Genomic DNA, 22,222 nt, shown 5'->3' with positions numbered 1-22,222 from the left:
CTGTGGGTTTTCTATCTACTAATCATTCGCCCGGGTCCGGGGAAGGAATAGCCATGTCTCTTATCAATGAACTACCCGCCATTTTCGATCATTTTTCCGATGCCCGCCGTCAGGGCTTTCTTACCGTATTAGAACTTAAAGAACAGAATATCCCGCTGGTTGGCACCTACTGTACCTTTATGCCACAGGAGATCGCGCTGGCTGCCGGTGCGGTTGTGGTTTCGCTTTGTTCCACCAGCGATGAAACGATTGAAGAAGCCGAGAAAGATCTGCCACGTAACCTGTGTCCATTAATCAAAAGTAGCTACGGATTTGGCAAAACGGATAAATGCCCGTATTTCTACTTTTCTGATTTAGTGGTGGGAGAGACGACCTGCGACGGCAAGAAAAAAATGTACGAATACATGGCGGAATTTAAGCCTGTACATGTGATGCAACTTCCTAATAGCGCCGATGACGCCGCCTCGCGCGCGCTGTGGCGCAGCGAAATTTTGCGCTTGCAGTCAGCCTTGGAACAACAATTCAACTGCACCATCAGCGAACAAGACTTACGTGCAGCAATTACGCTAAAAAACCGCGAACGGGCCGCCTTGTCGTCGTTCTACCGTCTAGGACAGCTTAATCCGCCCGCGCTCTCTGGTAGCGAAATTCTCAAGGTGGTATATGGCGCAACGTTCAAATTCGATAAAAATACCCTGATAGATGAGCTCAATGCATTAAGCGAAAAAGTACGCAGCGAATACCAACAAGGCAAGCGGTTAGAAGATCGCCCACGCATACTGATCACCGGCTGCCCGATTGGCGGGGCGGCAGAAAAAGTGGTACGAGCAATTGAAGAAAACGGCGGTTGGGTCGTTGGATATGAAAACTGTACCGGTGCTAAAGCTACCGAAATGCAGGTAAGTGAAGAAGGCGATGTCTACGATGCGTTAACCGATAAATATCTCGCCATTGGCTGCTCCTGTATCTCTCCGAATACCCAGCGTTTAACCCTGCTTAGCCAAATGATTGAAGAATATCAGGTAGATGGCGTCATCGACGTGATCCTTCAGGCCTGTCATACCTACGCCGTGGAGTCTTTAGCCATTAAGCGCCATGTTCGCCAACAGCATGATGTTCCTTATATGGCGATAGAAACGGATTACTCCAATTCAGATATAGGCCAGCTCAATACTCGCGTAAGTGCGTTTATCGAAATGCTGTAAGGAGCGCATGTGAGTTTAAGTATTGGTATTGATTCAGGCTCAACGGCGACCAAAGGGATCTTATTGAATAGTGCAAACGGGGGACAGATTCTGCGCCGTTTTCTCGCTCCGACTTCATTTCGTCCACAGGAGGCTATTGAGCAAGCATGGTCACAACTGTGTGAAGGCCTCACCGAGCGCCCGCATCTTACTCTCACTGGCTATGGGCGTGGCTTGATAGATTTTGCCGATAAGCAAGTCACTGAAATCACCTGCCACGGCGTCGGTGCTCGGTTTCTGTGCTCCGAAGCGCGCACCATCATTGATATCGGCGGGCAAGACAGTAAGGTCATTCATCTGGATGAGGAGGGAAAACTGACCGACTTTCTGATGAATGACAAATGTGCGGCTGGGACAGGCCGTTTTCTGGAAGTCATATCACACACCCTTGGCGCACAAATTAACCAGCTTGACGAATTAGTCACAGGCGTTGCTCCGCATGCCATCTCCAGTATGTGTACCGTGTTTGCCGAGTCTGAAGTCATCAGCCTACGTTCGGCGGGTGTCGCACCTGAGTCCATTCTATCGGGCATCGTTTACTCTATGGCGCGCCGCAGCGCCAACTTTATCGGGCGATTAGGCGTACATCCACAGGTGCTGTTTACCGGTGGCGTTAGCCGCTGTAATGCATTTCGTCAGCATCTGAGCGATACGCTCAATACGCCAGTGGCGACGCACTCCGACGCTCAATTTGCGGGAGCGATAGGCGCGGCACTAATGGGGTGCCGTCAGAAAAAGAGGAGGAGTCATGCAGGATGAATTTCTGTTTTTATTCCACAGCACGCTAGGCGTGGTTCGCTTAAAAAAACGGCTTCAGGCTCAGAATCGAGAATTCAAAGTCGCGGATATCCCACGCCAGCTCAGTAGCGGCTGCGGGTTGAGTATTCGGCTGAGCTGTACGGCGACAGAATTGGCACAATGGTGGGTAGACGGAGAAACCTCCGCTATTTTTCGTTGCGCCGAAGGGAGATATGTCCCCGTCTCGCCGCCGTCTTTCGGTCAATGAACGTAAAAAAGCCCGCGAATGCGTAATGCCGTTCGTTTAAGAGATCGAGATTCACGGGTCTAGCACTCCGCGGGGCACTCCGGCGACTTACGCCGCTACGACCCCATCGGGGTGCTCCCCCTAAAATCGAGCTTAAGTAAACAATGCTACGCGAATGCGGGCTCTCTTCAGAAAGGATTACTTGAAACCCTTCTCTTTCTTAATTAAATCGTAAGCAGCCTGAATCTCTTGAGCCTTTTGCTTCGCCATCTCCATCATTTCTGGCGGTAATCCTTTTGCCACCAGCTTATCAGGATGATGTTCGCTCATGAGCTTACGATAGGCGCGTTTAATCGTCGTCGCATCGTCATTGGGCTTAACACCTAAAACTTTGCAAGCATCCGCCAACGTAGGCCCCGTCTGACGCTGGTAACCACCGAATCCGCCCTGCTGCTGATACTGTCCTTGCTGCTGATAGCCACCGCCAAACTGGCGTCCGCCTTCCATCATGCTAAGAAACTGCTCAAACTGAACGCGTGAGAAACCGAGCTCTTCCGCAATCACGTACAAAACTGCACGTTCGTTGGGATGCAACGAACCATCAGCAAACGCGGCCTGTAGCTGGATTTCCAAAAACATGCGGATCAGATCGACACGTCCAAAGCAAATGCTGCGTAACTCGCGCAGTTTTTCCCGCAGTGGAAAATCGCCCTGTTTACCTTCACGAAACGCCTGCTGTGCCGCCGTTCTGGCCGCGCCATGCAGCTGCATTCGCTCCATCAGCGCGCTAGCAAGGTTGATATCCGCCTCAGTCACACGTCCTTTGGACTTCGTGAGATGCCCCATAACCTGAAATGTGGTGCTAAAGAACAGAGCTTGTCGCTGAGCCTGATTAGAAAAATAACCACTGCTTCTTACCTGACGCGATTTATCGATCATATGACCGATAAGTAGCCCTAACACCACACCCCAAAAGCCCGTTCCTGACATTAGACCAAGAACTAATCCGATTAATTTACCCCAATACTGCATATCGTCCTCAATTCATCATGCCGTGGGACATAATTTGCTTTATCATACCTGTCATTTATTCTGACGCCTAACGACAGCAACCAAGAATGCGTCAATTTAACACTAGCGTAACGCTTAGGGGTGATATAGTCTCTGACCGTTCGCTGCTCGACGCCTCTGATGACGGAACTTCTGAAACCGCGTATGAAAAAAAGTATTCCAACACTGGTTGCCACCTTGGTTTGGTCGGCACTCTATAGCCAGAACGCTCTGGCCGATCTCGCTGAGCAATGCCTGCTCGGCGTGCCTATGTATAACAAACCGCTGGTATCCGGCAATCCAAATGATTTACCGGTTCATATTCAGGCCGATAAAAGTGATGCCAACTATCCTGATAATGCGGTGTTCAGCGGCAACGTGAACATCGAACAGGGAAACAGCACACTGACAGCCGATCAGGTTCAGCTGGATCAGAAGTTTCTTAAAGATAAGCCCGATCCGCTGCGTACCGTGACCGCGACTGGTAACGTCAACTATTCAGATAATCAGGTAAAACTGAAAGGCCCGAATGCGTGGTCTAATTTGAATAACAAAGACACCAACGTATGGCAGGGCGACTATCAGTTCGTCGGTCGTCAAGGTCGCGGCACCGCGGACCTGATGAAAACCCGCGCTGAAAACCGCTATACCATTCTGGAGAACGGGACATTTACCTCCTGTTTGCCGGGCGATAACAGCTGGAGCGTCGCCGGTTCTGAAATTATTCAGGACCGTCAGGAAGAAGTCGCTGAAATTTGGAACGCCCGCTTTAAGATTGGCCCAGTGCCCGTGTTCTACAGCCCGTACCTTCAGTTGCCTCTCGGTGATAAGCGTCGCTCAGGTTTCTTGATCCCCGATTTTAAATACTCCAGCACAGACGGCGTTGAGTTCAGCCTGCCGTGGTATTGGAACATCGCGCCACAGGTCGATGCGACCATCACCCCGCACTACATGGAAAACCGTGGTCTGCAATTGCAGAACGAATTCCGTTACTTGACCGTTGCGGGTTCCGGCTTGATGGAGTTGGATTGGTTAAACCAAGATAAACAATATGCCGACGATCGTTTAAATAAGAACAATATTTCCGACGCAGAAAACGATAAAAAGCGTTGGTTGTTCTACTGGCAGCACAGCGGTGTAATGGATCAGGTGTGGCGTTTCAACGTCGACTACACCAAGGTAAGCGATCCTTACTACTTTAACGATCTGGATTCGACTCACGGTTCCAGCACCGACGGTTATGCCACGCAGAAATTCAGCTTGGGATACGCCGAGCAAAACTGGAATGCGACCCTATCAACCACGCAGTTCCAAGTCTTTGCGGACGCGGGTAACTCGAACTCATATCGTGCTGAGCCGCAGTTAGACCTGAACTATTACAAAAATGACATCGGTCCCTTCGACCTGCATATGTATGGTCAGGCGGTTAAATTCACCAATGAAAGCGATAATCAGCCAGAGGCCGATCGTTATCACTTTGAACCAACGATAGATCTTCCTTGGTCTAACGGTTGGGCAAGCGTGAATACTGAAACCAAACTGTTAGCAACTCACTATCAGCAAACAGTACCAGACAGTTATTACACCACTAACCGTTCAGCGGCTCATCTGGCTGATTCTGTTAACCGAGTGATGCCTGAGTTTAAAGTTGACAGCAAAGTCACCTTTGACCGTGATATGGACTGGGCTCAAGGCTATACCCAGACGCTGGAACCGCGCGCTCAGTACTTGTATATCCCTTATCGTGATCAAAGTGATATCGGCGTTTACGACTCTACGCTGCTACAGATGGACTATACCGGTCTGTTCCGTGACCGTATCTATAGCGGTCTGGACCGTATTGCTTCGGCAAACCAGATGTCTACCGGTCTGACAACCCGTATCTATGATGACGCATTGGTTGAACGGTTTAACGCTTCTTTGGGTCAAATCTACTACTTCGAACGTTCACGTACCGGTGATGAAACGCTGTCGACTGACAAAGATAAAGATACCGGCAGTCTGGTTTGGGCAGGCGATTCCTATTGGAAAATTACCGACCATTGGGGCATCCGTGGCGGCTTGCAGTATGACACCCGTTTAAACAGCGTCGCGCTAGGCGATGCAATAATGGAATATCGTAAAGATGCCGAAACGATGATCCAGTTAAACTATCGTTATGCTAGCCCTGAATACGTGACCGCAATGATCCCACGTTATGCAAGTAACGATCTGTATAACCAAGGGATCAGCCAAGTGGGTACTATCGGCAGTATTCCTATTGCAGACCGTTGGGCGCTGGTTGCCGCTTACTATTACGACACCAATGCTAACCAGACCGCGGATTCTCTGGTTGGTCTTCAGTACAACACCTGCTGTTGGTCTGTCGGCGTGAACTATGAACGTAAAATTACCTCATGGGATTCCACCGCCTCTCAACCAAACAGTAAGTATGACAACAAGTTCTCGTTCACCTTCGCACTTCGCGGACTGGGAACCAACTACAGCTTGGGTACCGCCGATATGCTGCAGAAAGGTATTCTGCCTTATCAGAGAGCTTTCTAACATTTTGAGATTTTTGTGGTCTAATCGTTGCCTAGTTGCATCTTGATTAGTAAAAGCAGAGTTTTGACATTAACCCGCAGTCATGCGGATTGGACAAATGGAAAAGGTATGAAGAACTGGAGAACGCTGATCCTCGGTGTGGCATTCTGTGCCAACACTGCGTTTGCAGCCCCTCAAGTCGTTGATAAAGTAGCGGCCGTGGTTGATAACGGTGTGGTGCTGGAAAGTGACGTCGATGGTCTGATGCAGTCCGTAAAACTGAACGCGCGTGAAGCCGGTCAGCAATTACCTGATGATGCAACCTTACGTCACCAGATCCTTGAGCGTCTGATTATGGATAACATCCAGTTGCAGATGGCGAAAAAGATGGGCATTGATATCAACGATGCCGATGTTGATCGCGCTATCGGCAATATTGCTCAGCAAAATCATATGTCACTGGATCAGATGCGTAGCCGTTTGGCCGCCGATGGGATTAACTACAAAACCTACCGCGACCAAATTCGCAAAGAAATGCTGATTTCAGAAGTACGTAACAACGAAGTTCGCCGTCGTGTCACCATCCTGCCTCAGGAAGTTGAAGCGCTGGCAAAACAAGTTGGCGCACAGAATGGTGCGGATACCGAACTTAACCTCAGCCACATTCTCATCGCACTGCCAGAGAACCCATCTCAGCAACAGGTTGATGATGCAGAGCAACAAGCTCGTCAGTTGGTTGACCAACTGAACAAAGGTGCTGATTTTGGCAAAATGGCCGTCAGCTACTCCGCTGACTCTCAGGCGCTGAAAGGTGGCCAAATGGGTTGGGGTAAAATTCAGGAGTTGCCATCCCTGTTTGCGGCTGCACTGCAAACGGCTAAAAAAGGCGACATCATTGGCCCAATCCGTTCAGGTGTTGGCTTCCATATCCTGAAAGTTAATGATCTCCGCGGCGGTCAGGGAAATGTGTCTGTCACCGAAGTTCATGCTCGCCATATCTTGCTGCGCCCATCGCCGGTTATGACCGACGATCAGGCTCGTGCAAAACTGCAAGAAATTGCTCAGCAAATCAAAAGTAAGCAAATTACCTTTGATGAAGCTGCTCGTGCGGTTTCTCAAGATCCAGGTTCAGCATTGAAAGGGGGTGACTTAGGTTGGGCAGTGCCAACCATGTACGATCCGGCTTTCCGCGACGCCTTAATGAAACTGCAGAAAGGCGAACTGAGCGCACCGGTTCACTCCTCCTTCGGCTGGCATTTGATCCAACTTCTGGATACTCGCCAAGTTGACCGCACCGATGATGCACAAAAAGATCGTGCATACCGTATGCTGTTCAACCGTAAATTTGCTGAAGAAGCGCAAACCTGGATGCAGGAAGAACGCGCCAGCGCCTACGTAAAAATTATTGATGGTAGCAATGCCCAGTAATAGTTCACATGACACGTTTCGTGTCGTCATAACCCCCGGCGAACCCGCCGGGGTCGGGCCGGATCTGGTTATCGCTCTCGCTCAACAGGCATGGCCTGCGGAGCTTGTAGTGTGCGCCGATCCGGCCTTGTTGCTTGAACGCGCCCAATGGTTAAAGTTGCCATTAACGTTGCGCGAATATCAGCCTCATGAACCTGCACGCCCACAAGATGCAAATACACTGACGATTTTACCAATCGCGCTACACAGCCAAGCTGTCGCGGGTCAGTTAGATGTCAATAACGGTACTTACGTTGTCGACACTCTGGCGCGTGCGTGCGATGGCTGTCTCAGCGGTGAGTTTGCCGCCTTAATCACTGGGCCAGTACACAAAGGCATTATTAATGATGCCGGAGTGCCATTTACCGGACATACCGAATTCTTTGCCGATCGCAGCCACTGCGCACGCGTGGTGATGATGCTGGCGACCGAAGAACTGCGTGTCGCCCTAGCCACGACGCACCTTCCTCTGTTGGAGGTTCCCGCAGCGATCACGGCGCAAACGCTCGATGAAGTCATCACTATTCTTAATCACGATTTACGCACCAAGTTTGGCATTCGTGAACCGCAAATCTATGTCTGTGGCCTTAATCCACACGCAGGTGAAGGCGGCCATATGGGGCGTGAAGAGATCGATGTGATTATTCCGACGCTAGAATCGTTGCGTCAAAAAGGTCTTCATCTCATTGGGCCTTTACCTGCAGATACACTTTTCCAGCCTAAATATTTGGCGCACGCCGATGCGGTTTTGGCGATGTATCACGATCAGGGCTTACCGGTGTTAAAATACCAAGGCTTCGGCCGCGCTGTGAATATTACTCTGGGGTTGCCGTTTATACGCACCTCTGTCGATCACGGCACCGCGCTGGATCTGGCTGCTACTGGCCTCGCTGATGTTGGTAGTTTCAGAACAGCATTAAATCTCGCTATTAAAATGATAAATAACAGTAATGAATAACAGAGTTCACCAAGGCCATCTGGCTCGTAAACGTTTCGGACAAAACTTCCTTACCGATCAATATGTGATCGATAGCATTGTGTCCGCTATTCATCCAATGCCAGGTCAGGCAGTGGTGGAAATCGGCCCGGGATTGGGCGCATTGACCGAACCTGTTGCCGATCGCATGGATAAAATGACGGTCATCGAGCTTGACCGCGATTTGGCGGCTCGACTGGCGACTCACCCATTCATCAGCAGTAAATTAAACATTCGCCAGCAAGATGCGATGACCGTTGATTTTGGCGAGCTGTCTCAAGAACTCGGCCAGCCGCTGCGCGTATTTGGTAATTTACCCTATAACATCTCAACCCCTTTGATGTTCCACCTCTTCACCTATACTGGTGCTATCAGCGACATGCATTTCATGTTGCAAAAAGAGGTAGTGAACCGTCTGGTTGCTGGCCCAAACAGCAAGGCCTATGGTCGTTTGACCGTCATGGCACAATACTATTGTCAGGTCATTCCTGTATTGGAAGTGCCGCCAACAGCATTCCGTCCAGCGCCAAAAGTTGACTCGGCCGTGGTTCGGCTGATCCCACACGCGACCATTCCGCATCCGGTCAAAGATATCCGTGTGCTCAGCCGTATTACCACTGAAGCATTTAATCAGCGCCGCAAGACCGTGCGTAATAGCTTAGGTCACCTGTTCACACCAGAGCAATTGACCGAGTTGGGGATCGATCCAGCCCAGCGCGCAGAGAACATCTCTGTTGAAAACTATTGCAAGCTCGCCAACTGGCTATGCGAAAAATCGCCAGAATAGTGGGTGTAATGCCCTTTTCGTTTAATCGATGAGGGTATAGGTCTCGCTGACAACGTCATAACGGGAGCCGTACATTATGATTGATTCACCTCGTGTGTGTGTTCAGGTACAAAGTGCCTATGCCGAAACCCAATCACTTCCAGATGAAGAGCGTTTTGTTTTTGCATATACCATCACCATCAGGAATCTAGGACGATTCAATGTGCAGCTCCTGCGGCGTTACTGGCTGATTACCAATGGTAACGGACGTCAGACGGAAGTTCAGGGCGAAGGCGTCATCGGTGAACAGCCACTGATTTTGCCCAACAATGAGTTCCAATACACCAGCGGTGCCATTATTGAAACGCCTTGCGGCACAATGGAAGGTCATTATGAAATGATTGACCATCAGGGTCAGGAGTTCCGTATTGCGATTCCCGTATTTCGTTTAGCAATCCCAACTCTAATTAACTAGTTGTATATTCACAAAATATTTTGAGTTGCGACAGAGCAGCAAGTAAGAAGGGTTTGAATGTCTACATTATTGATTGGCGATGTCCACGGTTGCTACGCAGAGCTACGGGCGCTATTGGAACAAGCTGATTTTGATCCTGCTAAGGATACGCTGTGGTTAACCGGGGACTTAGTCGCCCGCGGCCCTGACTCCCTAGAGGTTCTGCGCTACGTACAGTCATTAGGCGACAGCGTTCGCATGGTGTTGGGCAACCATGATTTACACCTTTTAGCGGTCTACGCAGGCATCAGCCGTAATAAGCCCAAAGATCAAATTACTCCGCTGCTGGATGCCCCTGATGCAGATAGCCTGATCAATTGGTTACGCCGTCAGCCCATCCTGCAGGTTGATGATAAGCTAAAACTGGTGATGGCCCATGCGGGTATCAGCCCCCAGTGGGATATTGCTACCGCACAGCTATGCGCCCGTGAAGTTGAAGCCGTACTCAGCAGTGACAGCTATCCGTTATTTTTAAATGCCATGTACGGTGATATGCCCAACAGCTGGATTGACGGTTTAACCGGACTTCAGCGCCTGCGCTTTTCTACCAATGCGCTGACCCGCATGCGCTATTGTTTCCCTGGCGGTGAACTGGACATGATCTGCAAAGATGCGCCAGGTGAAGCGCCGTCCCCTCTTAAACCATGGTTTGATTTGCCCAGCAAAGTGCTGGATGCCGGATACTCCATTGCTTTCGGTCACTGGGCATCATTGCAGGGTAAAGGGACACCATCGCAGGTTTATGCTCTCGATACGGGCTGCTGCTGGGGGGGAGAGCTAACGATGTTACGTTGGGATGACAAACAATATTTCACCCAGCCGTCTCTGCGGCCTAAAGAGATTGAGCAATAAAATTTCGCCGTGCTGAAGGATCAGCAATCAGTTAAGTTAATGTATGCCCAATTAACCCTTGGGCAATTCCTCCCTTAATCAATCCCGCTGCCGCAAAATAACACCCTTCAACGCAGATATTTTCACCGCCCCCAGCAGTAAGTATAAATTAATTCAATATTCACTTTCCCTAAATAAATATTTTGGAACATAAAAGAGCACACCTATCCTATTAATTATTCTCTTTTTTTTGACAACATATTTAGCCAGGCAATTTATTGAATTAAGTAAAACACTTGACTCCCCTCTTTATTTCCACATCTCGATTTCGGTCTACTTTTGGACTCTTTTCAAAAATAAAAAAAGGAATATATTGCACTCAGGAATGAGGACATATTCCGACTCATCATTTAATTACTGAGCCAATCTTTATTAAATATCGAGACAGCGGTGATTTAGATGTCACCATCAAAGAAGAAGATGGTAGCGAACTACATTTTGTACAGCCCTATTCAGCGGTACCCATTTTACAACGCGAAGGACACTTAAAAGACAGCATCATCGCTGGGGACCGTCATCGGTGTCACAACGGTTGCCTATACCGTTAAATAATTTTTATCCATTCATTAGGTTACGAATTACCATGAAAAATAGACTTTGGAAATCAACGAGTGGGTTATTTTTACTCGCCGCGCTCTCATCAACAGCGAGTGCTGCCGGTGATCAGACCGCCGTGATGGTGACAGCAAACGTCGTGGCCTCCCCCTGTGTGGTTCTATCGCCTAACCTCACCATTCCCTTGGGAAATATTGAAGCGTCGACGCTAGAAAGCGCCAATGTTTATACTGCATGGTCAGAGATGACGTCGACGGCAACGATAAAATTAGCCAATTGCCCTGCAGGAACCACGGAAGTTTTGATGACGTTTACTGGCCCCCCCGATCCCAACGGTGGCGCTGGTAGCTTCTTAAATATGGATACAGGAACGGGAGCAGCCACAAACGTGAGCGTGCAATTGAAACCCAGTGGCAGCACCGACCCAATAAGAAATAATGAGGTGATAGATATACCTATTGAAACCGGCGCCGCATTAATACCGCTGTCGGCACGCCTGTATACAAAATCTGGCGGCGTCACACCGGGCAGAGTGTCTTCAGTTATCAACGTGGCCTTTTCCTACAAATAAGCTAGCACAAGGACGATAGTATGTTTAACAGGGCTTGCTCTCAGTGGCTAACGCTATTTTTCCCGCTGGCATTATCCGAATGTGGATATACCGAAGAACCTTCTATTCAGGGGGATAATGCTGAGGTTAATATTTCTGCAACCATAACGGAATCGGTCTCTACTGTTATCAATCCTTCTAGCGACACTAACAGCGTTCATTTAGGAAAAATGCGCTCTGCAGATATGCATGACGCCGGCAGCGCTGGTCAGTCGATGCCATTTTACATTGAGCGAGTTAATTGTCCTACGCTGCAAATACACAAAATGTGGCTATTGAGCTGAGTGACATGCTGCCACATACGCCTTAAAACCCGAATGATCACGCCAAAAGGCAACGCACAAGTGGGCGCTGTTTCTGGGCTCGTTGAATTGTCATTGACTTATCAATAAAGAACTAATCTGAGAAAATATATCAATATTCTTTAGGGAATTTACGAATAATGCTAATTAACTTTCCATTTTCAATATTGATGTAAAGACCTTGCCGTAAATTAGCGAGTATTTTCATAATCCCGCTACGTGCCAGATGGCTACGTGCAAGAATAAAATTTAGCACGCTGATATGAGCCCGTTTATCGGCGGGAATTTTTTCAAGTTCAAAAAGCAATGCACAAACAATTTCGTAGGCTGATTTATTAATGAGTAAGTTATTTCGATAAGCCTGATAGTCATTAAAATAAATTTGATAAGCCAACAGGTCTTCTAGGAGACCGTGCTGCGCCACCAGTTCAATGGCTCGCGTTAGCGGCAATGTTTCTAGTTTGCTGTCGGGATTAGATTGAAATGTATACATATCATAACGATAAGCCGAGCCCTGCATACCGAAGATTGCGGGAGCAGCCGCGGTAGCGAAAAGGAGTTCATCAGAAGTGCGATACGCATCAACTAAGCCTTCTACGACGAGAAGAACGTGTAATTCGCCCGATGGGTTATGCAACCTGACGATGCAATCCTCGTTTTCAAAAACAAGTGGGACTGACTCTGTGCGAAAGAGCGACATCAGCCTACTGATTGCCTTAAGAGGCTTAGCCATCGGTTGAACTGAGGAGCCAACCGTCATATTAGTCTCAAACTCACGCATTATGTTTTCACCACATGATGTATAGGATTGTACACACGAAATTATAGCATAGCCGTTTTTGTCTATTGCTTACGCACCTGCATATCAGGTTATTTTACGCTGAGATAATAAATGACGTTCAGAGGACATTATGAATTCTAAGGATAAAAACACCAACAAAAAGTTAGACCTTAACCTTTTACCTATTTTTATTGAGATATTTATTCATCAAAGTATCACTAAGGCAGGTATAACGCTCGGCATTTCAACCACCGCGGTATCTAATGCTTTAGCTAAACTTAAGTATCACTTTGGTGATCCGCTTTTCCTAAGAGATGGATTGGTTCTATCGCCGACAAAAACAGCCCAAGAACTGTTTATATCATTACAGGATGACGTTGATAAGTTAGTTAACAACGTGAATTCATTTGGTCAAAACGATTATTTTAATAAAATAGCGATTCATTGCTCCCCCTATATCTCTGTTCGGCTGCTGCCAAAGGTGTCGAATGCCATATGGGCGAAAAATCCCAGTTGCGAAATAATTCATAGAAGCAATTTTTCTGACGCTAAAAATAACATCCACGGCGTTAGGCTGCGGATGAACGATCTGTTTTTTGCGCTTAAACCTAACTCTAGCCGATCGATGATTTGCGTTCCCGTTTTAGACGAGCCTATGTATTTGTTTTGTTCCCAGCAGCATCCAAGAATGGACAAGCTTATCAACAAGGATTTCAGCGCTGAGACATTTGTCACTTTTGAAACGCCAGATGACAAATTTACTCAGCAACACGTAGCAATTCGGCAAGCGCTTGGTGAAAATATAACATTATTAAAGAGCGATTCTTACTTTGCATTGCTGTCGATTATCGAAAACTCGGACAAACTGGGTGTCATGCCCCAATGGTTATATGAGAAATTTTCACCTTCGTTCAATGTCACCGCGCTTGATCAAGGAAAAAAGATGCCGTCAATATCCATACATTTAATCTATGACAAATCATCCCCAATCTCGAGTATTGCGGGTGATATTATTTCTGTTTTATCCGCCCAATGATGCATCGCATGAGTTTAAGATAGTGGGGAGCTGCGCCTCCCCTCGCTATATAGAATATTTTTTCTAAAAAACAGGTTTAAAGCTTTCGCTAATACATTCAGATACGCATTCTTTTACAGGCTGAATGTGTAAAGCATAAATTAATTCAATATTAAGTGGATTTAACGAATTAATTACCCATGCAACAAGCGCTGAAAAATGACGTTGATTTTATTGATTTTTTTAAATGCGGATTTATTTTTTCTATTTATAAATTAATCAACAATTCATTTCGCCTTGTTGTTTCACCCAAAATAACAACAGTCTATTTTTGGACTCTTTGCAAAAGAAAAAAAAGGAATAACATATGGCCCAGTTACGAAAGAAGTCGATTAGTTATTTAATATCTGAGCCAAATCACGCTTAGCATTTACCGAGTCAATTAATTCAATTTGAGTTAATCGTGAATGTCGCTCTTTCTGCTCTGTTCGGTCAACGAACTCAGTCTTAGGAAATGATTAGGCTTGATATTAGTCCCGTGTTGTTTAATGCAACAAAATAAAATCGTCCAAATGATTGGACTTTCAGTATAGGTTATAAGGAAATTTTTATGTCATTCAAGAAAACTACATTTTGCTTAGCATTGTCTTTAGCTGGTTTGGCATCTGCATCCGTAATGGCTGCCGATGGTACTGTCAATTTTAAAGGTAAGATTTCAGATGCGCCGTGTAGCGTTTCTATTCCTTCATCAAATCAGGTTGTTGATTTAGGTACAGTGCCTGCCGCTGACCTGAACGCATCAGGGCTGAAATCGACAGCTAAGAACTTCCAAATTGATTTGCTGAATTGTTCCGCTGCGGCTAAATCAGTCACGGTAACATTTGGTGGATCAAGTCCTGCTGGAAAAGATGCCTTGTTTAACATTTCATCTCCAGATGGCACCGCTGCCGGCACTGTGGCCACGAATGTGGGTATTGAAGTCGCCGATTCAAAAGGCGTGGATATTAAACCTAACGTAGCATCAAGCTCTATCACGTTAACGCCAAGTATCGCATCACAATCGCTTTATTTCACAGCTAACTATCAAGCCTATGGCGTTGCAACCACCGGTGATGCTAACGCAACCAGTGATTTTACGCTGACTTACCAATAATGGTAATACCCCCCTTCTTCATTATCTAACGGATGAAGAAACCAAGTCTGAGTGTTATTCGCTAATGTTGCTCTTTATATAGCGACATTAACCGAGTTCACTCAGGCTTTTAACACTAAAAAAGGTCATCTTTATGTACGGTAAATTAATTATTTCTTCACTTGCATTATTAATAGCCTCTCAGTCAGCTTTCGCTGCGGGTTCTGGCGGTATTGTATTAGGCGCAACAAGAGTAGTTTATGACGCCAATAATAAAGAAGCCTCAATAACGATAAATAATAAAAATAGCGACCAGTATTTTCTGGTTCAATCGTGGATTGATGATGAAAATGGGAATAAAAAAGTTCCATTTGCCATCACCCCCCCGCTGTTTCGTTTAGACGCTGAAAAAGAAAACATGATGCGTATTTTGAAAACCGCTGGCGACCTGCCTAGCGATCGCGAATCTGTTTTTTATATCAATGTGAAAGCTATTCCGCCAGTCCCTGAAAACACAAACGCCCAGAACACGCTCCAGCTCGCGATCAAAACGCGGATCAAAATGTTCTATCGCCCTAAAGGTCTGACGGGCAATCCTGCAGAATCAGGCAAGCAGCTGCAGTGGAGCCACCAAGGCAACGATCTCGTGGTGAAAAACCCGACCAATTATTCCGTGAGTTTTAATGAAATTAACCTCTCAGGCAAAGCGCTTAAAGATATCAACATGGTCTTGCCAAAATCAGAGACACACTACGCTTGGCCTGCCGGAGCAGGAAATAACGTCACCTTTGCTTTTATTAATGACTACGGCGGCGTATCTGAACTTATTAGTGCAACCGCTAATTAATCACTTAATTGATAAATATCTATTTCCTTTTATTAGAGAACACCATGATGCTGTTAAAAATATCTAAAAAGAGTCATTCGGCACCATCGCACTCTTTGCACAAGGAAAGTTATAGATATTTTTCGCTAAGTGCACTGACGCTTCTGATCATGTCCGCCAACGGCTACGCTGCCGGTGGCTTTGACCCCGCATTTCTAGAGCAAATAGACTCTAGCAATGAAGTCACCGATCTCTCTACCTACGCGTTGCCAGAAGGCGGTCAGATACCGGGTAAATATGTCGTCGATATTTATCTTAACAAGAACCCCGTAGATCATCGTGAAGTGACCTTTATTGCGTATAAAGGGCCTAACGCCAATGATAAGACGGGGCTCATTCCTTGCTTTACCGAAGAAGAGCTAAAAGACTACGGTATCAAAACCGATGCGGCTCTTGCCATGATAAAAAAAGGCACGGATTCCCCGATGCCTGCCGCCACGAAAGACAATACGGATACCGCAACTCAGCCGGCCGATAGTGCAAAGTGCAATTTATTACTGCAAGCGATCCCCTCCGCTAAGACGAATTTTGACTTTTCGAATCAACGTTTAAATATTAGCGTACCGCAGTTATTAGTTTCGAATTCAGCGCGCGGGTATGTCGATCCCTCTATGTGGGATGACGGTATCCCTGCCCTGCTGCTGAATTATAATTTCACCGGTGCCAACGACAGCGACGATCAGAGTAATTACTATCTCAACCTGCGCAGCGGTTTGAACTTGGGCGCTTGGCGCCTGCGTAACTACTCCACTTGGAACGACAACAACGGTGTTCGTCAGTTTACCAACGTCAATACCTATGTGCAGCGCTCCATTGCCGCGTTAAAAGCGGGTTTAACCCTAGGTGATAGCTACTCTGGCTCTGATGTTTTTGACAGCGTTCAGTTCCGAGGCGTTCAGCTCGCCTCCGATGACGACATGGTTCCCGATAGCCAGAAAAACTTTGCTCCGGTGATCCGCGGCATTGCGAAAACCAATGCCCAAGTGACCGTTGAGCAAAACGGTTATATGGTTTACCAAAGCTATGTCACGCCTGGCGCATTTGAGATTACCGATCTCTATCCAAGCTCCGATGGCGGCGATTTAACCGTTAAAATCAAAGAAGAAGATGGCAGCACGCAGACCTTTATCCAGCCCTATTCCTCTGTCCCTATTTTACAGCGCGAAGGCCACACCAAATTTAGCCTGACGGCGGGTCAATACCGTAACGGCTACGGTTCTGATAAACCGGATTTTGCTCAATTCACGCTGATTCACGGTTTTAGCAAAGGCATCACGCTGTATGGCGGTATGCAGGCAACAGAGAATTATACCGCGGCGGCGCTCGGCTACGGGCAAAACTTAGGCTCTTTCGGGGCAATTTCCGTTGACGTCACGCAGGCTCGCACTCAGCTTCCAGATACTAATTCATCGCAGGGTCAGTCATATCGCTTCTTATATGCAAAAACCTTTGCCGAGACCGATACCGACCTCCGCTTAGTCGGTTACCGCTATTCCACTAGCGGCTTTTACAGCCTTGATGACTCCGTCATATTGAATGACCAGAATAATGACTATACCGATTACAATATTCGCACCCACAAACGCAGCCGTATTGAAAGTTCGCTTAACCAGCAGCTAGGGGAAGACGCGGGTTCTCTCTATGTTTCGGCTAGCATGCAAGACTACTACGATGACAGCAGCAAAGAACAAACGCTGCAGGCAGGCTACAGCAATACCTGGGATGGCATCAGCTATAACATTGCCTATTCAGATAACTACATCAGCAACGAAGATCAAAAGCACGATAAGCAGATATCTTTCTCCGTATCAATCCAGCTCGATCGCTGGGTGAAATCAGCATGGGCTAACTACAGCGTTAACCATGGCTCAGATGGTCGAGTACAGCAAATGGCGGGCGTCAGTGGCACCTTGCTTGATGATAACAATCTGAGCTACAGCGTTTCCGAAAGCTATGCCAATCAGGGTGAAGGCGACAGCGGTAACGCTAACCTGAATTATCAAGGCCAGTACGGTAACAGCAACGTTGGCTACAGCTACAGCAAAGACACTCGTCGAGTGAACTACGGTGTACAGGGCGGCATCGTTGCGCACAGCGAAGGAATTACGCTTTCACAGCCGCTGGGTGAAACCGTGGCACTGGTGTCGGCATCGGGAGCCGATAACACCAAAATACTGAACAACATCGGGGTTAAAACCGATTTACGTGGTTATGCGGTTGTGCCGTATATCAGCCCGTATCGCCGTACCCGCGTCAGCCTCGATACCACCAGCTTAGGCGATAAAGTGGAAATAGAGGAAAGCGCCAAAGACGTCATCCCAACCCGCGGAGCGGTGGTGAGAGCGCGTTTCAATGCCCACGTCGGCTATCGCGTCATGATGACCTTGACCCGCTCGGACGGCAAATCGCTACCGTTTGGCGCCACCGTTGCGCTGATAGATGAAAGTGCAGATAAAGCCGGCAACGACAATGCCAACGCGGGCATCGTCGGTGAGCAGGGTGTGACCTATTTAAGTGGTTTGCCAGAAAAAGGTTCCCTGATTGCCCAATGGGGTAAAGGGGTTAATCAACAGTGCAAAATTAACTATCAACTTAGCCAGCAGGATCTAGAAAATTCGATATTAACCGCTGCGGCTACATGCCAGCCTGGCGAGGTGAAATAATATGTGGAATATTTCCGTTTTGAAAAAAATACGTTTTAATTACGCCAGTATTTTATTATTGCCCGTAATTTTATTTTGCAATACATCGTTTGCGGATTGCCAAACCAATGTTCCTATTGAGCTACCTGGCACAACCAAAACAATTTATGTTTCTAGGGATTACACTGACCCGGTAATGCGTGGCAATTATGTATTATCGACTCTTAATGTCACCTTTACTTGTCAATATAACGACGAAGCGCCCACCGCTACATTAAACGCCAACCCGAGCGGGTCGTTTGATCCTAGTAGTCCTTTTGGTCCAGACTTTCAGGGGAATACCGCGGTGTCATTAACCGGGGGTGGGTTAGGCATTGAAGTCTATGAAACGCCAGAAGGACGTTCGCCAGTCTGGTTTTCGAATTTTTTGAATCGACCTAACGCGGGGTTCCCTGCCTCTCAACGTTTCAACGCGGAGTTTGGCGTTGACCTGGTTTCTCTTAATAATGGCAGCGCAGTGACTGCTGGGGCTCATTCTTTTTCCGGTCAGGTGGGTACTCTCTATTTTAGGCAAACCGCTCAAAGCATCCCCGTTATCATGGGGGCTTTCAACCTGAATGTTATTTTCACCAGTTGCCAGTTAAATGCGAGTGAGGCCAACCTGAGCTGGATCAACCTCTCTTCGGCAGACATTATCAGCGGTGTCGTACCCCCTCAAGAAGCTCGCGTGGGCGCAGACTGTGGGGACGTTCCAACTCCCGTTGCAATTACATTCTCATCCAGCCGTGGTTATGTCAACGCAGCTCAGGGTATTGTCAAAACGGATAGCGATGGCAGTAACAATTTGGGGCTACAGCTGAGTTGGGTTAGTACGGGTCAGCCCATCAATATGAACGAAACAGTGCACGACACCATCAAAGCTCAACAGTTTGACGTATCGGCTAAGCCTGTGGCTATCAACTCTGGCGCCCCCGTTAAGTCAGGGGATTATAACGGCACCGTCACGATGATGTTTTCTTATCGCTAAGGCCAGGAATTTAAAATGAAAAAATTACTGTCTTACGGAATGTCATTCTCGTTATTCCTGCTGGCAATGCAATCCGGTATAGCTTCAGATGTGAATAACTTCACCATTAATTATTCCATTGGTGTACGGCCTGCTACGTGCGAAGTTCACACCAGCAACGTGGATATTGTATTTGAAGATGCGATTGGGGCCAATATGCTGGAAACACTCGGTAATATGACAGAGTGGAATAGCGGACACAGCATTGAACTGACAAACTGTGAACCCGGCTTAAAAATATATATGAGGATGGCAGGCACACCAGACCAAGATATTCAGTTTTATAAAAATGAAGGCACGGCAAATAATATTATGATTGAACTGTCTGGCGATGATAAAAACATCAGTTACCAGAATAGTTCAGTGCAGGCTTTCCAGCTACAACCCCAGCAAACCGCTATTTCAATTCCATTGAAAGCGCGGTTGTTAAATAACGGAAATGGTGCTGCAACACCAGGCACCGTTAGAGCGGTAGTGACAGCGACCTTTAGTTACAACTAATTCGTTACAAGCATCGCTCATTAAAACTGAGCGTTTACACACTCTATTACCGGAAATAAAAAGGACTTATCATGCAATATAAAAAATTATCTCTCCTGAGCACATTCGCTGTGGTAGGAATGATTTCAGCAGTCAATGCTCAGGCGGCGGCTGATACCACCATTAATATTACGGCAACCGTCACCGCAACGCCGTGCACGGTGAAAGCGCCGAGCACAATCAATATTGGATTTACCCTAGACGCCAGTGAAGTGGCTACGGCAGGCGTAGATTCGATAGCATCTGGTACTGCAAATATTGATCTGTCTGGCTGCCCGTCTACCACGACAAGCATTGATGCCAAATTTAGTGGCCCGTCTGTTGCAGGCGACACCAGTGGCTTCGGCATGAAAGATTCAGGCGGTACCATCGTGACAACGGGCAGTATTCGCCTAGCAAATGCTGATACCAGCGCCGTGATCAGCAATACTGCTAACACCTATACGGTAACACCGTCTGGCGGCGCAGCGACATTTAAATTGAAAGCCTATATGCACTCTATTGCAGGAGGCGTCAAGCCGGGTGTTTACACCACGCCGATTGAGGTTACCTACGCATACCATTGATATTATAAGCAGGTAAATTATGCGCATCTTTAATAGCAGATTGCAGATTTCTGCATATTGCATCACTGCCACATTACTGCTTCACGCGATGCCTTGCATGGCGGATGCAGATACAAATTTGGCGGTGAACGCAACAGTGACTGCCTCTCCTTGCGCACTGGTGGCAACGCCTGAGGTTGACTTGGGAGCTTACACTTCGTCAAATTTAACCACCGCAGGTAGCACGACGACCTGGGTGCCATTTAAAGTTGACCTAGAAAAATGCCCATCCACCAGCACCACGGTGACGTTAACGTTGGGTGGGACAACCGATCCTGTTTATACTCAGTATTATAAAAATACCGGCACCAGTACGAATGTGGTTATCGATGTCGTTAATGATGCGGATGGAAAAGCGCTTAATCCAGGCACTTCAACCAAAATCAATATCGACCCTAAAACGCACACCGCATCTTTCCCTATGAAGGCGCAGATGGTTTCTCCTCAGGGGGGGGCAACGTCAGGCACGGTCACAGGGCAAATGGAGTTAACATTTTTTTATGGGTAGTCAAAGCAGCATCTGCAATATACCAGATGCTGCTTTAACAATGATTATTGTTTGAAAGATAATCATCTTAAAAATTCATCGAGAAAAGTGAGATAGGAAATTCATTCAGCAGATATTAACGTTTTTATCTGCCTAAAAATTATATTCAACAGGATTGAATGTGAGTACAGAATGGACGAAAAAAAATTAGACCTAAATCTCTTACCTATTTTTATTGAAATATATATACATCAAAGTATAACTAAAGCAGGTATTACCCTTGGTCTTTCAACCACGGCCGTCTCTAATGCATTAACCAAACTGAAAAGTCATTTTGGCGATCCGCTCTTTTTAAGAGAGGGACTAAATCTGGCACCGACAAAAATAGCTCATGAACTATTTAGCTATTTGCAAGATGACGTTGATAAATTAGTCAGAAACGTGAATTCATTTGGCAAAATCAACAATTTCAGCCAAATATCAGTCCATTGCTCACCTTATATCTCTACGCGATTACTTGCCGATGTGTCTAATATTATCTGGCAAAAAAACCCTGACTGCGAAATAATTCATCGAAGCAATTTCTCAGATACCAAAAACAATATTCAGGGTGTCAGACTGCGGATGAACGATCTGTTTTTCGACCTTAAGCCGAATCTAAGTCGTTCAATGATCAATACTGCTGTCTTAGACGATCCATTATGCCTTTTCTGTTCTAAGCAGCATCCAAGAATTAATCAACTTTTATGCGGCGATGTTAGCCATGAAACGTTCATTGCTTTCGAAACGCCTGATGAAAAATTCAACCCACAGAAATTTCATATCAGAAAGACTTTCGGGGAAAGATTGACGTTGCTAAAGAGCGACTCCTGCTTTGCCCTTCTGTCTATTATTGAGGACTCTGATAAAGTGGGTGTATTACCCAAATGGCTATATGGGAAATTTTCGCAGTCTTTCGATGTCGCAATGATTGATTCGAGTAATCAATTACCCTCTGCATCTATATATATGATTTATAATAAATCGAATGGAATGTCAGATATTGCGGAAAGCATTGTCAGCCATCTATCACCAACGCGAATCGCTGCGCCAGTTGCGTTAAAAAACGTGAATTAACATAATCTTATTCAGCTATTTTAAATACCCTTCAGCCTTGAAGGGTATTTAATCGCATAGGTCATGCGT

22 protein-coding genes and 1 pseudogene are annotated in these 22,222 nt (G+C 46.8%); 21 read left to right on the top strand and 2 right to left on the bottom strand.

The window, feature by feature from the left end; genetic code table 11:
• The first annotated feature begins 53 nt into the window (after positions 1-53).
• Genes M988_RS03415 through M988_RS03405 form a run of 3 tightly spaced genes read left to right on the top strand, consistent with a single transcriptional unit; the run spans position 54 to position 2,250 of the window.
• Positions 54-1,205, top strand: a complete 1,152-nt coding sequence (locus M988_RS03415) for a double-cubane-cluster-containing anaerobic reductase (protein WP_064572845.1) — start codon at positions 54-56, stop codon at positions 1,203-1,205.
• 9 nt (positions 1,206-1,214) lie between these two features.
• Entirely contained in the window at positions 1,215-2,003 is a 789-nt protein-coding gene (locus tag M988_RS03410; protein ID WP_008814625.1) for an acyl-CoA dehydratase activase, read from the top strand.
• Positions 1,993-2,250 carry a putative Se/S carrier protein gene (locus M988_RS03405; protein ID WP_008814626.1) on the top strand — a complete coding sequence of 86 codons (258 nt, stop codon included), beginning with the start codon at positions 1,993-1,995 and terminating at the stop codon, positions 2,248-2,250. Before M988_RS03410 ends, M988_RS03405 begins: the two co-directional genes overlap by 11 nt.
• Before the next feature lie 177 nt (positions 2,251-2,427).
• Here M988_RS03405 and djlA read toward each other — a convergent pair whose 3' ends face one another.
• The gene (gene djlA / locus M988_RS03400) at positions 2,428-3,261 is read right to left on the bottom strand and encodes a co-chaperone DjlA (protein WP_039185742.1); all 834 of its coding nucleotides are present in this window, start codon (positions 3,259-3,261) and stop codon (positions 2,428-2,430) included.
• 159 nt (positions 3,262-3,420) lie between these two features.
• Here djlA and lptD point away from each other — a divergent pair, with 159 nt between their 5' ends.
• The 9 genes and pseudogenes from lptD to M988_RS03360 all read left to right on the top strand — a co-directional run bounded on the left by lptD (position 3,421) and on the right by M988_RS03360 (position 11,865).
• Positions 3,421-5,823 carry an LPS assembly protein LptD gene (gene lptD, locus M988_RS03395; RefSeq protein WP_008814628.1) on the top strand — a complete coding sequence of 801 codons (2,403 nt, stop codon included), beginning with the start codon at positions 3,421-3,423 and terminating at the stop codon, positions 5,821-5,823.
• 108 nt (positions 5,824-5,931) lie between these two features.
• Entirely contained in the window at positions 5,932-7,230 is a 1,299-nt protein-coding gene (gene surA / locus M988_RS03390; RefSeq protein ID WP_008814629.1) for a peptidylprolyl isomerase SurA, read from the top strand.
• Positions 7,211-8,227, top strand: a complete 1,017-nt coding sequence (gene pdxA / locus M988_RS03385; protein WP_064572843.1) for a 4-hydroxythreonine-4-phosphate dehydrogenase PdxA — start codon at positions 7,211-7,213, stop codon at positions 8,225-8,227. Before surA ends, pdxA begins: the two co-directional genes overlap by 20 nt.
• A complete protein-coding gene (gene rsmA / locus M988_RS03380) occupies positions 8,220-9,032 on the top strand; it encodes a 16S rRNA (adenine(1518)-N(6)/adenine(1519)-N(6))-dimethyltransferase RsmA (RefSeq protein WP_039185736.1) in 813 nt (270 codons plus the stop codon). Before pdxA ends, rsmA begins: the two co-directional genes overlap by 8 nt.
• Before the next feature lie 76 nt (positions 9,033-9,108).
• Positions 9,109-9,486: a Co2+/Mg2+ efflux protein ApaG gene (apaG, locus tag M988_RS03375; protein ID WP_004089015.1), complete on the top strand. Its 378-nt coding sequence runs from the start codon at positions 9,109-9,111 to the stop codon at positions 9,484-9,486.
• Positions 9,487-9,543: 57 nt separating this feature from the next.
• Entirely contained in the window at positions 9,544-10,377 is an 834-nt protein-coding gene (apaH, locus tag M988_RS03370) for a bis(5'-nucleosyl)-tetraphosphatase (symmetrical) ApaH (RefSeq protein ID WP_008814632.1), read from the top strand.
• A 422-nt stretch (positions 10,378-10,799) separates the two neighbouring features.
• Positions 10,800-10,928 (top strand): annotated as a pseudogene (locus M988_RS23095) (fimbria/pilus outer membrane usher protein); the annotation flags it as partial.
• A gap of 71 nt (positions 10,929-10,999) precedes the next feature.
• Entirely contained in the window at positions 11,000-11,542 is a 543-nt protein-coding gene (locus tag M988_RS03365) for a fimbrial protein (protein WP_064572841.1), read from the top strand.
• Positions 11,543-11,562: 20 nt separating this feature from the next.
• The gene (locus M988_RS03360; protein ID WP_064572836.1) at positions 11,563-11,865 is read left to right on the top strand and encodes a type 1 fimbrial protein; all 303 of its coding nucleotides are present in this window, start codon (positions 11,563-11,565) and stop codon (positions 11,863-11,865) included.
• Between the two features lie 130 nt (positions 11,866-11,995).
• Here the strand turns inward: M988_RS03360 and M988_RS03355 are convergent, their stop codons facing one another.
• Positions 11,996-12,664 carry a helix-turn-helix domain-containing protein gene (locus tag M988_RS03355; protein ID WP_008814635.1) on the bottom strand — a complete coding sequence of 223 codons (669 nt, stop codon included), beginning with the start codon at positions 12,662-12,664 and terminating at the stop codon, positions 11,996-11,998.
• A gap of 130 nt (positions 12,665-12,794) precedes the next feature.
• Between M988_RS03355 and M988_RS03350 the strand changes: the two genes are divergently transcribed.
• The 9 genes from M988_RS03350 to M988_RS03310 all read left to right on the top strand — a co-directional run bounded on the left by M988_RS03350 (position 12,795) and on the right by M988_RS03310 (position 22,153).
• Positions 12,795-13,700 carry a LysR family transcriptional regulator gene (locus M988_RS03350; RefSeq protein WP_008814636.1) on the top strand — a complete coding sequence of 302 codons (906 nt, stop codon included), beginning with the start codon at positions 12,795-12,797 and terminating at the stop codon, positions 13,698-13,700.
• 589 nt (positions 13,701-14,289) lie between these two features.
• Complete coding sequence (locus tag M988_RS03345; RefSeq protein ID WP_039185727.1) at positions 14,290-14,832, top strand: fimbrial protein; 543 nt, start codon at positions 14,290-14,292, stop codon at positions 14,830-14,832.
• Between the two features lie 133 nt (positions 14,833-14,965).
• Positions 14,966-15,658, top strand: coding sequence for a fimbrial biogenesis chaperone (locus M988_RS03340; RefSeq protein WP_008814638.1), 693 nt, complete (start codon positions 14,966-14,968; stop codon positions 15,656-15,658).
• A 149-nt stretch (positions 15,659-15,807) separates the two neighbouring features.
• Positions 15,808-18,360 carry a fimbria/pilus outer membrane usher protein gene (locus tag M988_RS03335; RefSeq protein WP_341458090.1) on the top strand — a complete coding sequence of 851 codons (2,553 nt, stop codon included), beginning with the start codon at positions 15,808-15,810 and terminating at the stop codon, positions 18,358-18,360.
• A 325-nt stretch (positions 18,361-18,685) separates the two neighbouring features.
• The gene (locus tag M988_RS03330) at positions 18,686-19,366 is read left to right on the top strand and encodes a fimbrial protein (protein WP_169817466.1); all 681 of its coding nucleotides are present in this window, start codon (positions 18,686-18,688) and stop codon (positions 19,364-19,366) included.
• A gap of 15 nt (positions 19,367-19,381) precedes the next feature.
• Positions 19,382-19,906, top strand: coding sequence for a fimbrial protein (locus M988_RS03325; protein ID WP_064572834.1), 525 nt, complete (start codon positions 19,382-19,384; stop codon positions 19,904-19,906).
• A gap of 71 nt (positions 19,907-19,977) precedes the next feature.
• Complete coding sequence (locus tag M988_RS03320; RefSeq protein WP_064572828.1) at positions 19,978-20,511, top strand: fimbrial protein; 534 nt, start codon at positions 19,978-19,980, stop codon at positions 20,509-20,511.
• 19 nt (positions 20,512-20,530) lie between these two features.
• Positions 20,531-21,058 carry a fimbrial protein gene (locus M988_RS03315; RefSeq protein WP_008814643.1) on the top strand — a complete coding sequence of 176 codons (528 nt, stop codon included), beginning with the start codon at positions 20,531-20,533 and terminating at the stop codon, positions 21,056-21,058.
• A 171-nt stretch (positions 21,059-21,229) separates the two neighbouring features.
• Positions 21,230-22,153 (top strand): LysR family transcriptional regulator, encoded by a 924-nt coding sequence (locus M988_RS03310; RefSeq protein WP_008814644.1) that lies wholly within the window; start codon positions 21,230-21,232, stop codon positions 22,151-22,153.
• Positions 22,154-22,222 lie beyond the last annotated feature (69 nt).

Source organism: Hafnia paralvei ATCC 29927, assembly GCF_001655005.1.
Classification (GTDB): Bacteria; Pseudomonadota; Gammaproteobacteria; order Enterobacterales; family Enterobacteriaceae; genus Hafnia; species Hafnia paralvei.
The sequence above is the reverse complement of the archived record's forward strand: the minus strand, read 5'-3'. Positions and strand labels throughout refer to the sequence as shown.

Excerpts from the sequence above, each read along its gene's own strand:
- M988_RS03415 (WP_064572845.1), top strand. The coding sequence starts at position 54 with ATGTCTCTTATCAATGAACTACCCGCCATTTTCGATCATTTTTCCGAT.
- M988_RS03405 (WP_008814626.1), top strand. The coding sequence starts at position 1,993 with ATGCAGGATGAATTTCTGTTTTTATTCCACAGCACGCTAGGCGTGGTT.
- djlA (WP_039185742.1), bottom strand. The coding sequence starts at position 3,261 with ATGCAGTATTGGGGTAAATTAATCGGATTAGTTCTTGGTCTAATGTCA.
- lptD (WP_008814628.1), top strand. The coding sequence starts at position 3,421 with ATGACGGAACTTCTGAAACCGCGTATGAAAAAAAGTATTCCAACACTG.
- surA (WP_008814629.1), top strand. The coding sequence starts at position 5,932 with ATGAAGAACTGGAGAACGCTGATCCTCGGTGTGGCATTCTGTGCCAAC.
- pdxA (WP_064572843.1), top strand. The coding sequence starts at position 7,211 with ATGGTAGCAATGCCCAGTAATAGTTCACATGACACGTTTCGTGTCGTC.
- rsmA (WP_039185736.1), top strand. The coding sequence starts at position 8,220 with ATGAATAACAGAGTTCACCAAGGCCATCTGGCTCGTAAACGTTTCGGA.
- apaG (WP_004089015.1), top strand. The coding sequence starts at position 9,109 with ATGATTGATTCACCTCGTGTGTGTGTTCAGGTACAAAGTGCCTATGCC.
- apaH (WP_008814632.1), top strand. The coding sequence starts at position 9,544 with ATGTCTACATTATTGATTGGCGATGTCCACGGTTGCTACGCAGAGCTA.
- M988_RS03365 (WP_064572841.1), top strand. The coding sequence starts at position 11,000 with ATGAAAAATAGACTTTGGAAATCAACGAGTGGGTTATTTTTACTCGCC.
- M988_RS03360 (WP_064572836.1), top strand. The coding sequence starts at position 11,563 with ATGTTTAACAGGGCTTGCTCTCAGTGGCTAACGCTATTTTTCCCGCTG.
- M988_RS03355 (WP_008814635.1), bottom strand. The coding sequence starts at position 12,664 with ATGCGTGAGTTTGAGACTAATATGACGGTTGGCTCCTCAGTTCAACCG.
- M988_RS03350 (WP_008814636.1), top strand. The coding sequence starts at position 12,795 with ATGAATTCTAAGGATAAAAACACCAACAAAAAGTTAGACCTTAACCTT.
- M988_RS03345 (WP_039185727.1), top strand. The coding sequence starts at position 14,290 with ATGTCATTCAAGAAAACTACATTTTGCTTAGCATTGTCTTTAGCTGGT.
- M988_RS03340 (WP_008814638.1), top strand. The coding sequence starts at position 14,966 with ATGTACGGTAAATTAATTATTTCTTCACTTGCATTATTAATAGCCTCT.
- M988_RS03335 (WP_341458090.1), top strand. The coding sequence starts at position 15,808 with ATGTCCGCCAACGGCTACGCTGCCGGTGGCTTTGACCCCGCATTTCTA.
- M988_RS03325 (WP_064572834.1), top strand. The coding sequence starts at position 19,382 with ATGAAAAAATTACTGTCTTACGGAATGTCATTCTCGTTATTCCTGCTG.
- M988_RS03320 (WP_064572828.1), top strand. The coding sequence starts at position 19,978 with ATGCAATATAAAAAATTATCTCTCCTGAGCACATTCGCTGTGGTAGGA.
- M988_RS03315 (WP_008814643.1), top strand. The coding sequence starts at position 20,531 with ATGCGCATCTTTAATAGCAGATTGCAGATTTCTGCATATTGCATCACT.
- M988_RS03310 (WP_008814644.1), top strand. The coding sequence starts at position 21,230 with ATGGACGAAAAAAAATTAGACCTAAATCTCTTACCTATTTTTATTGAA.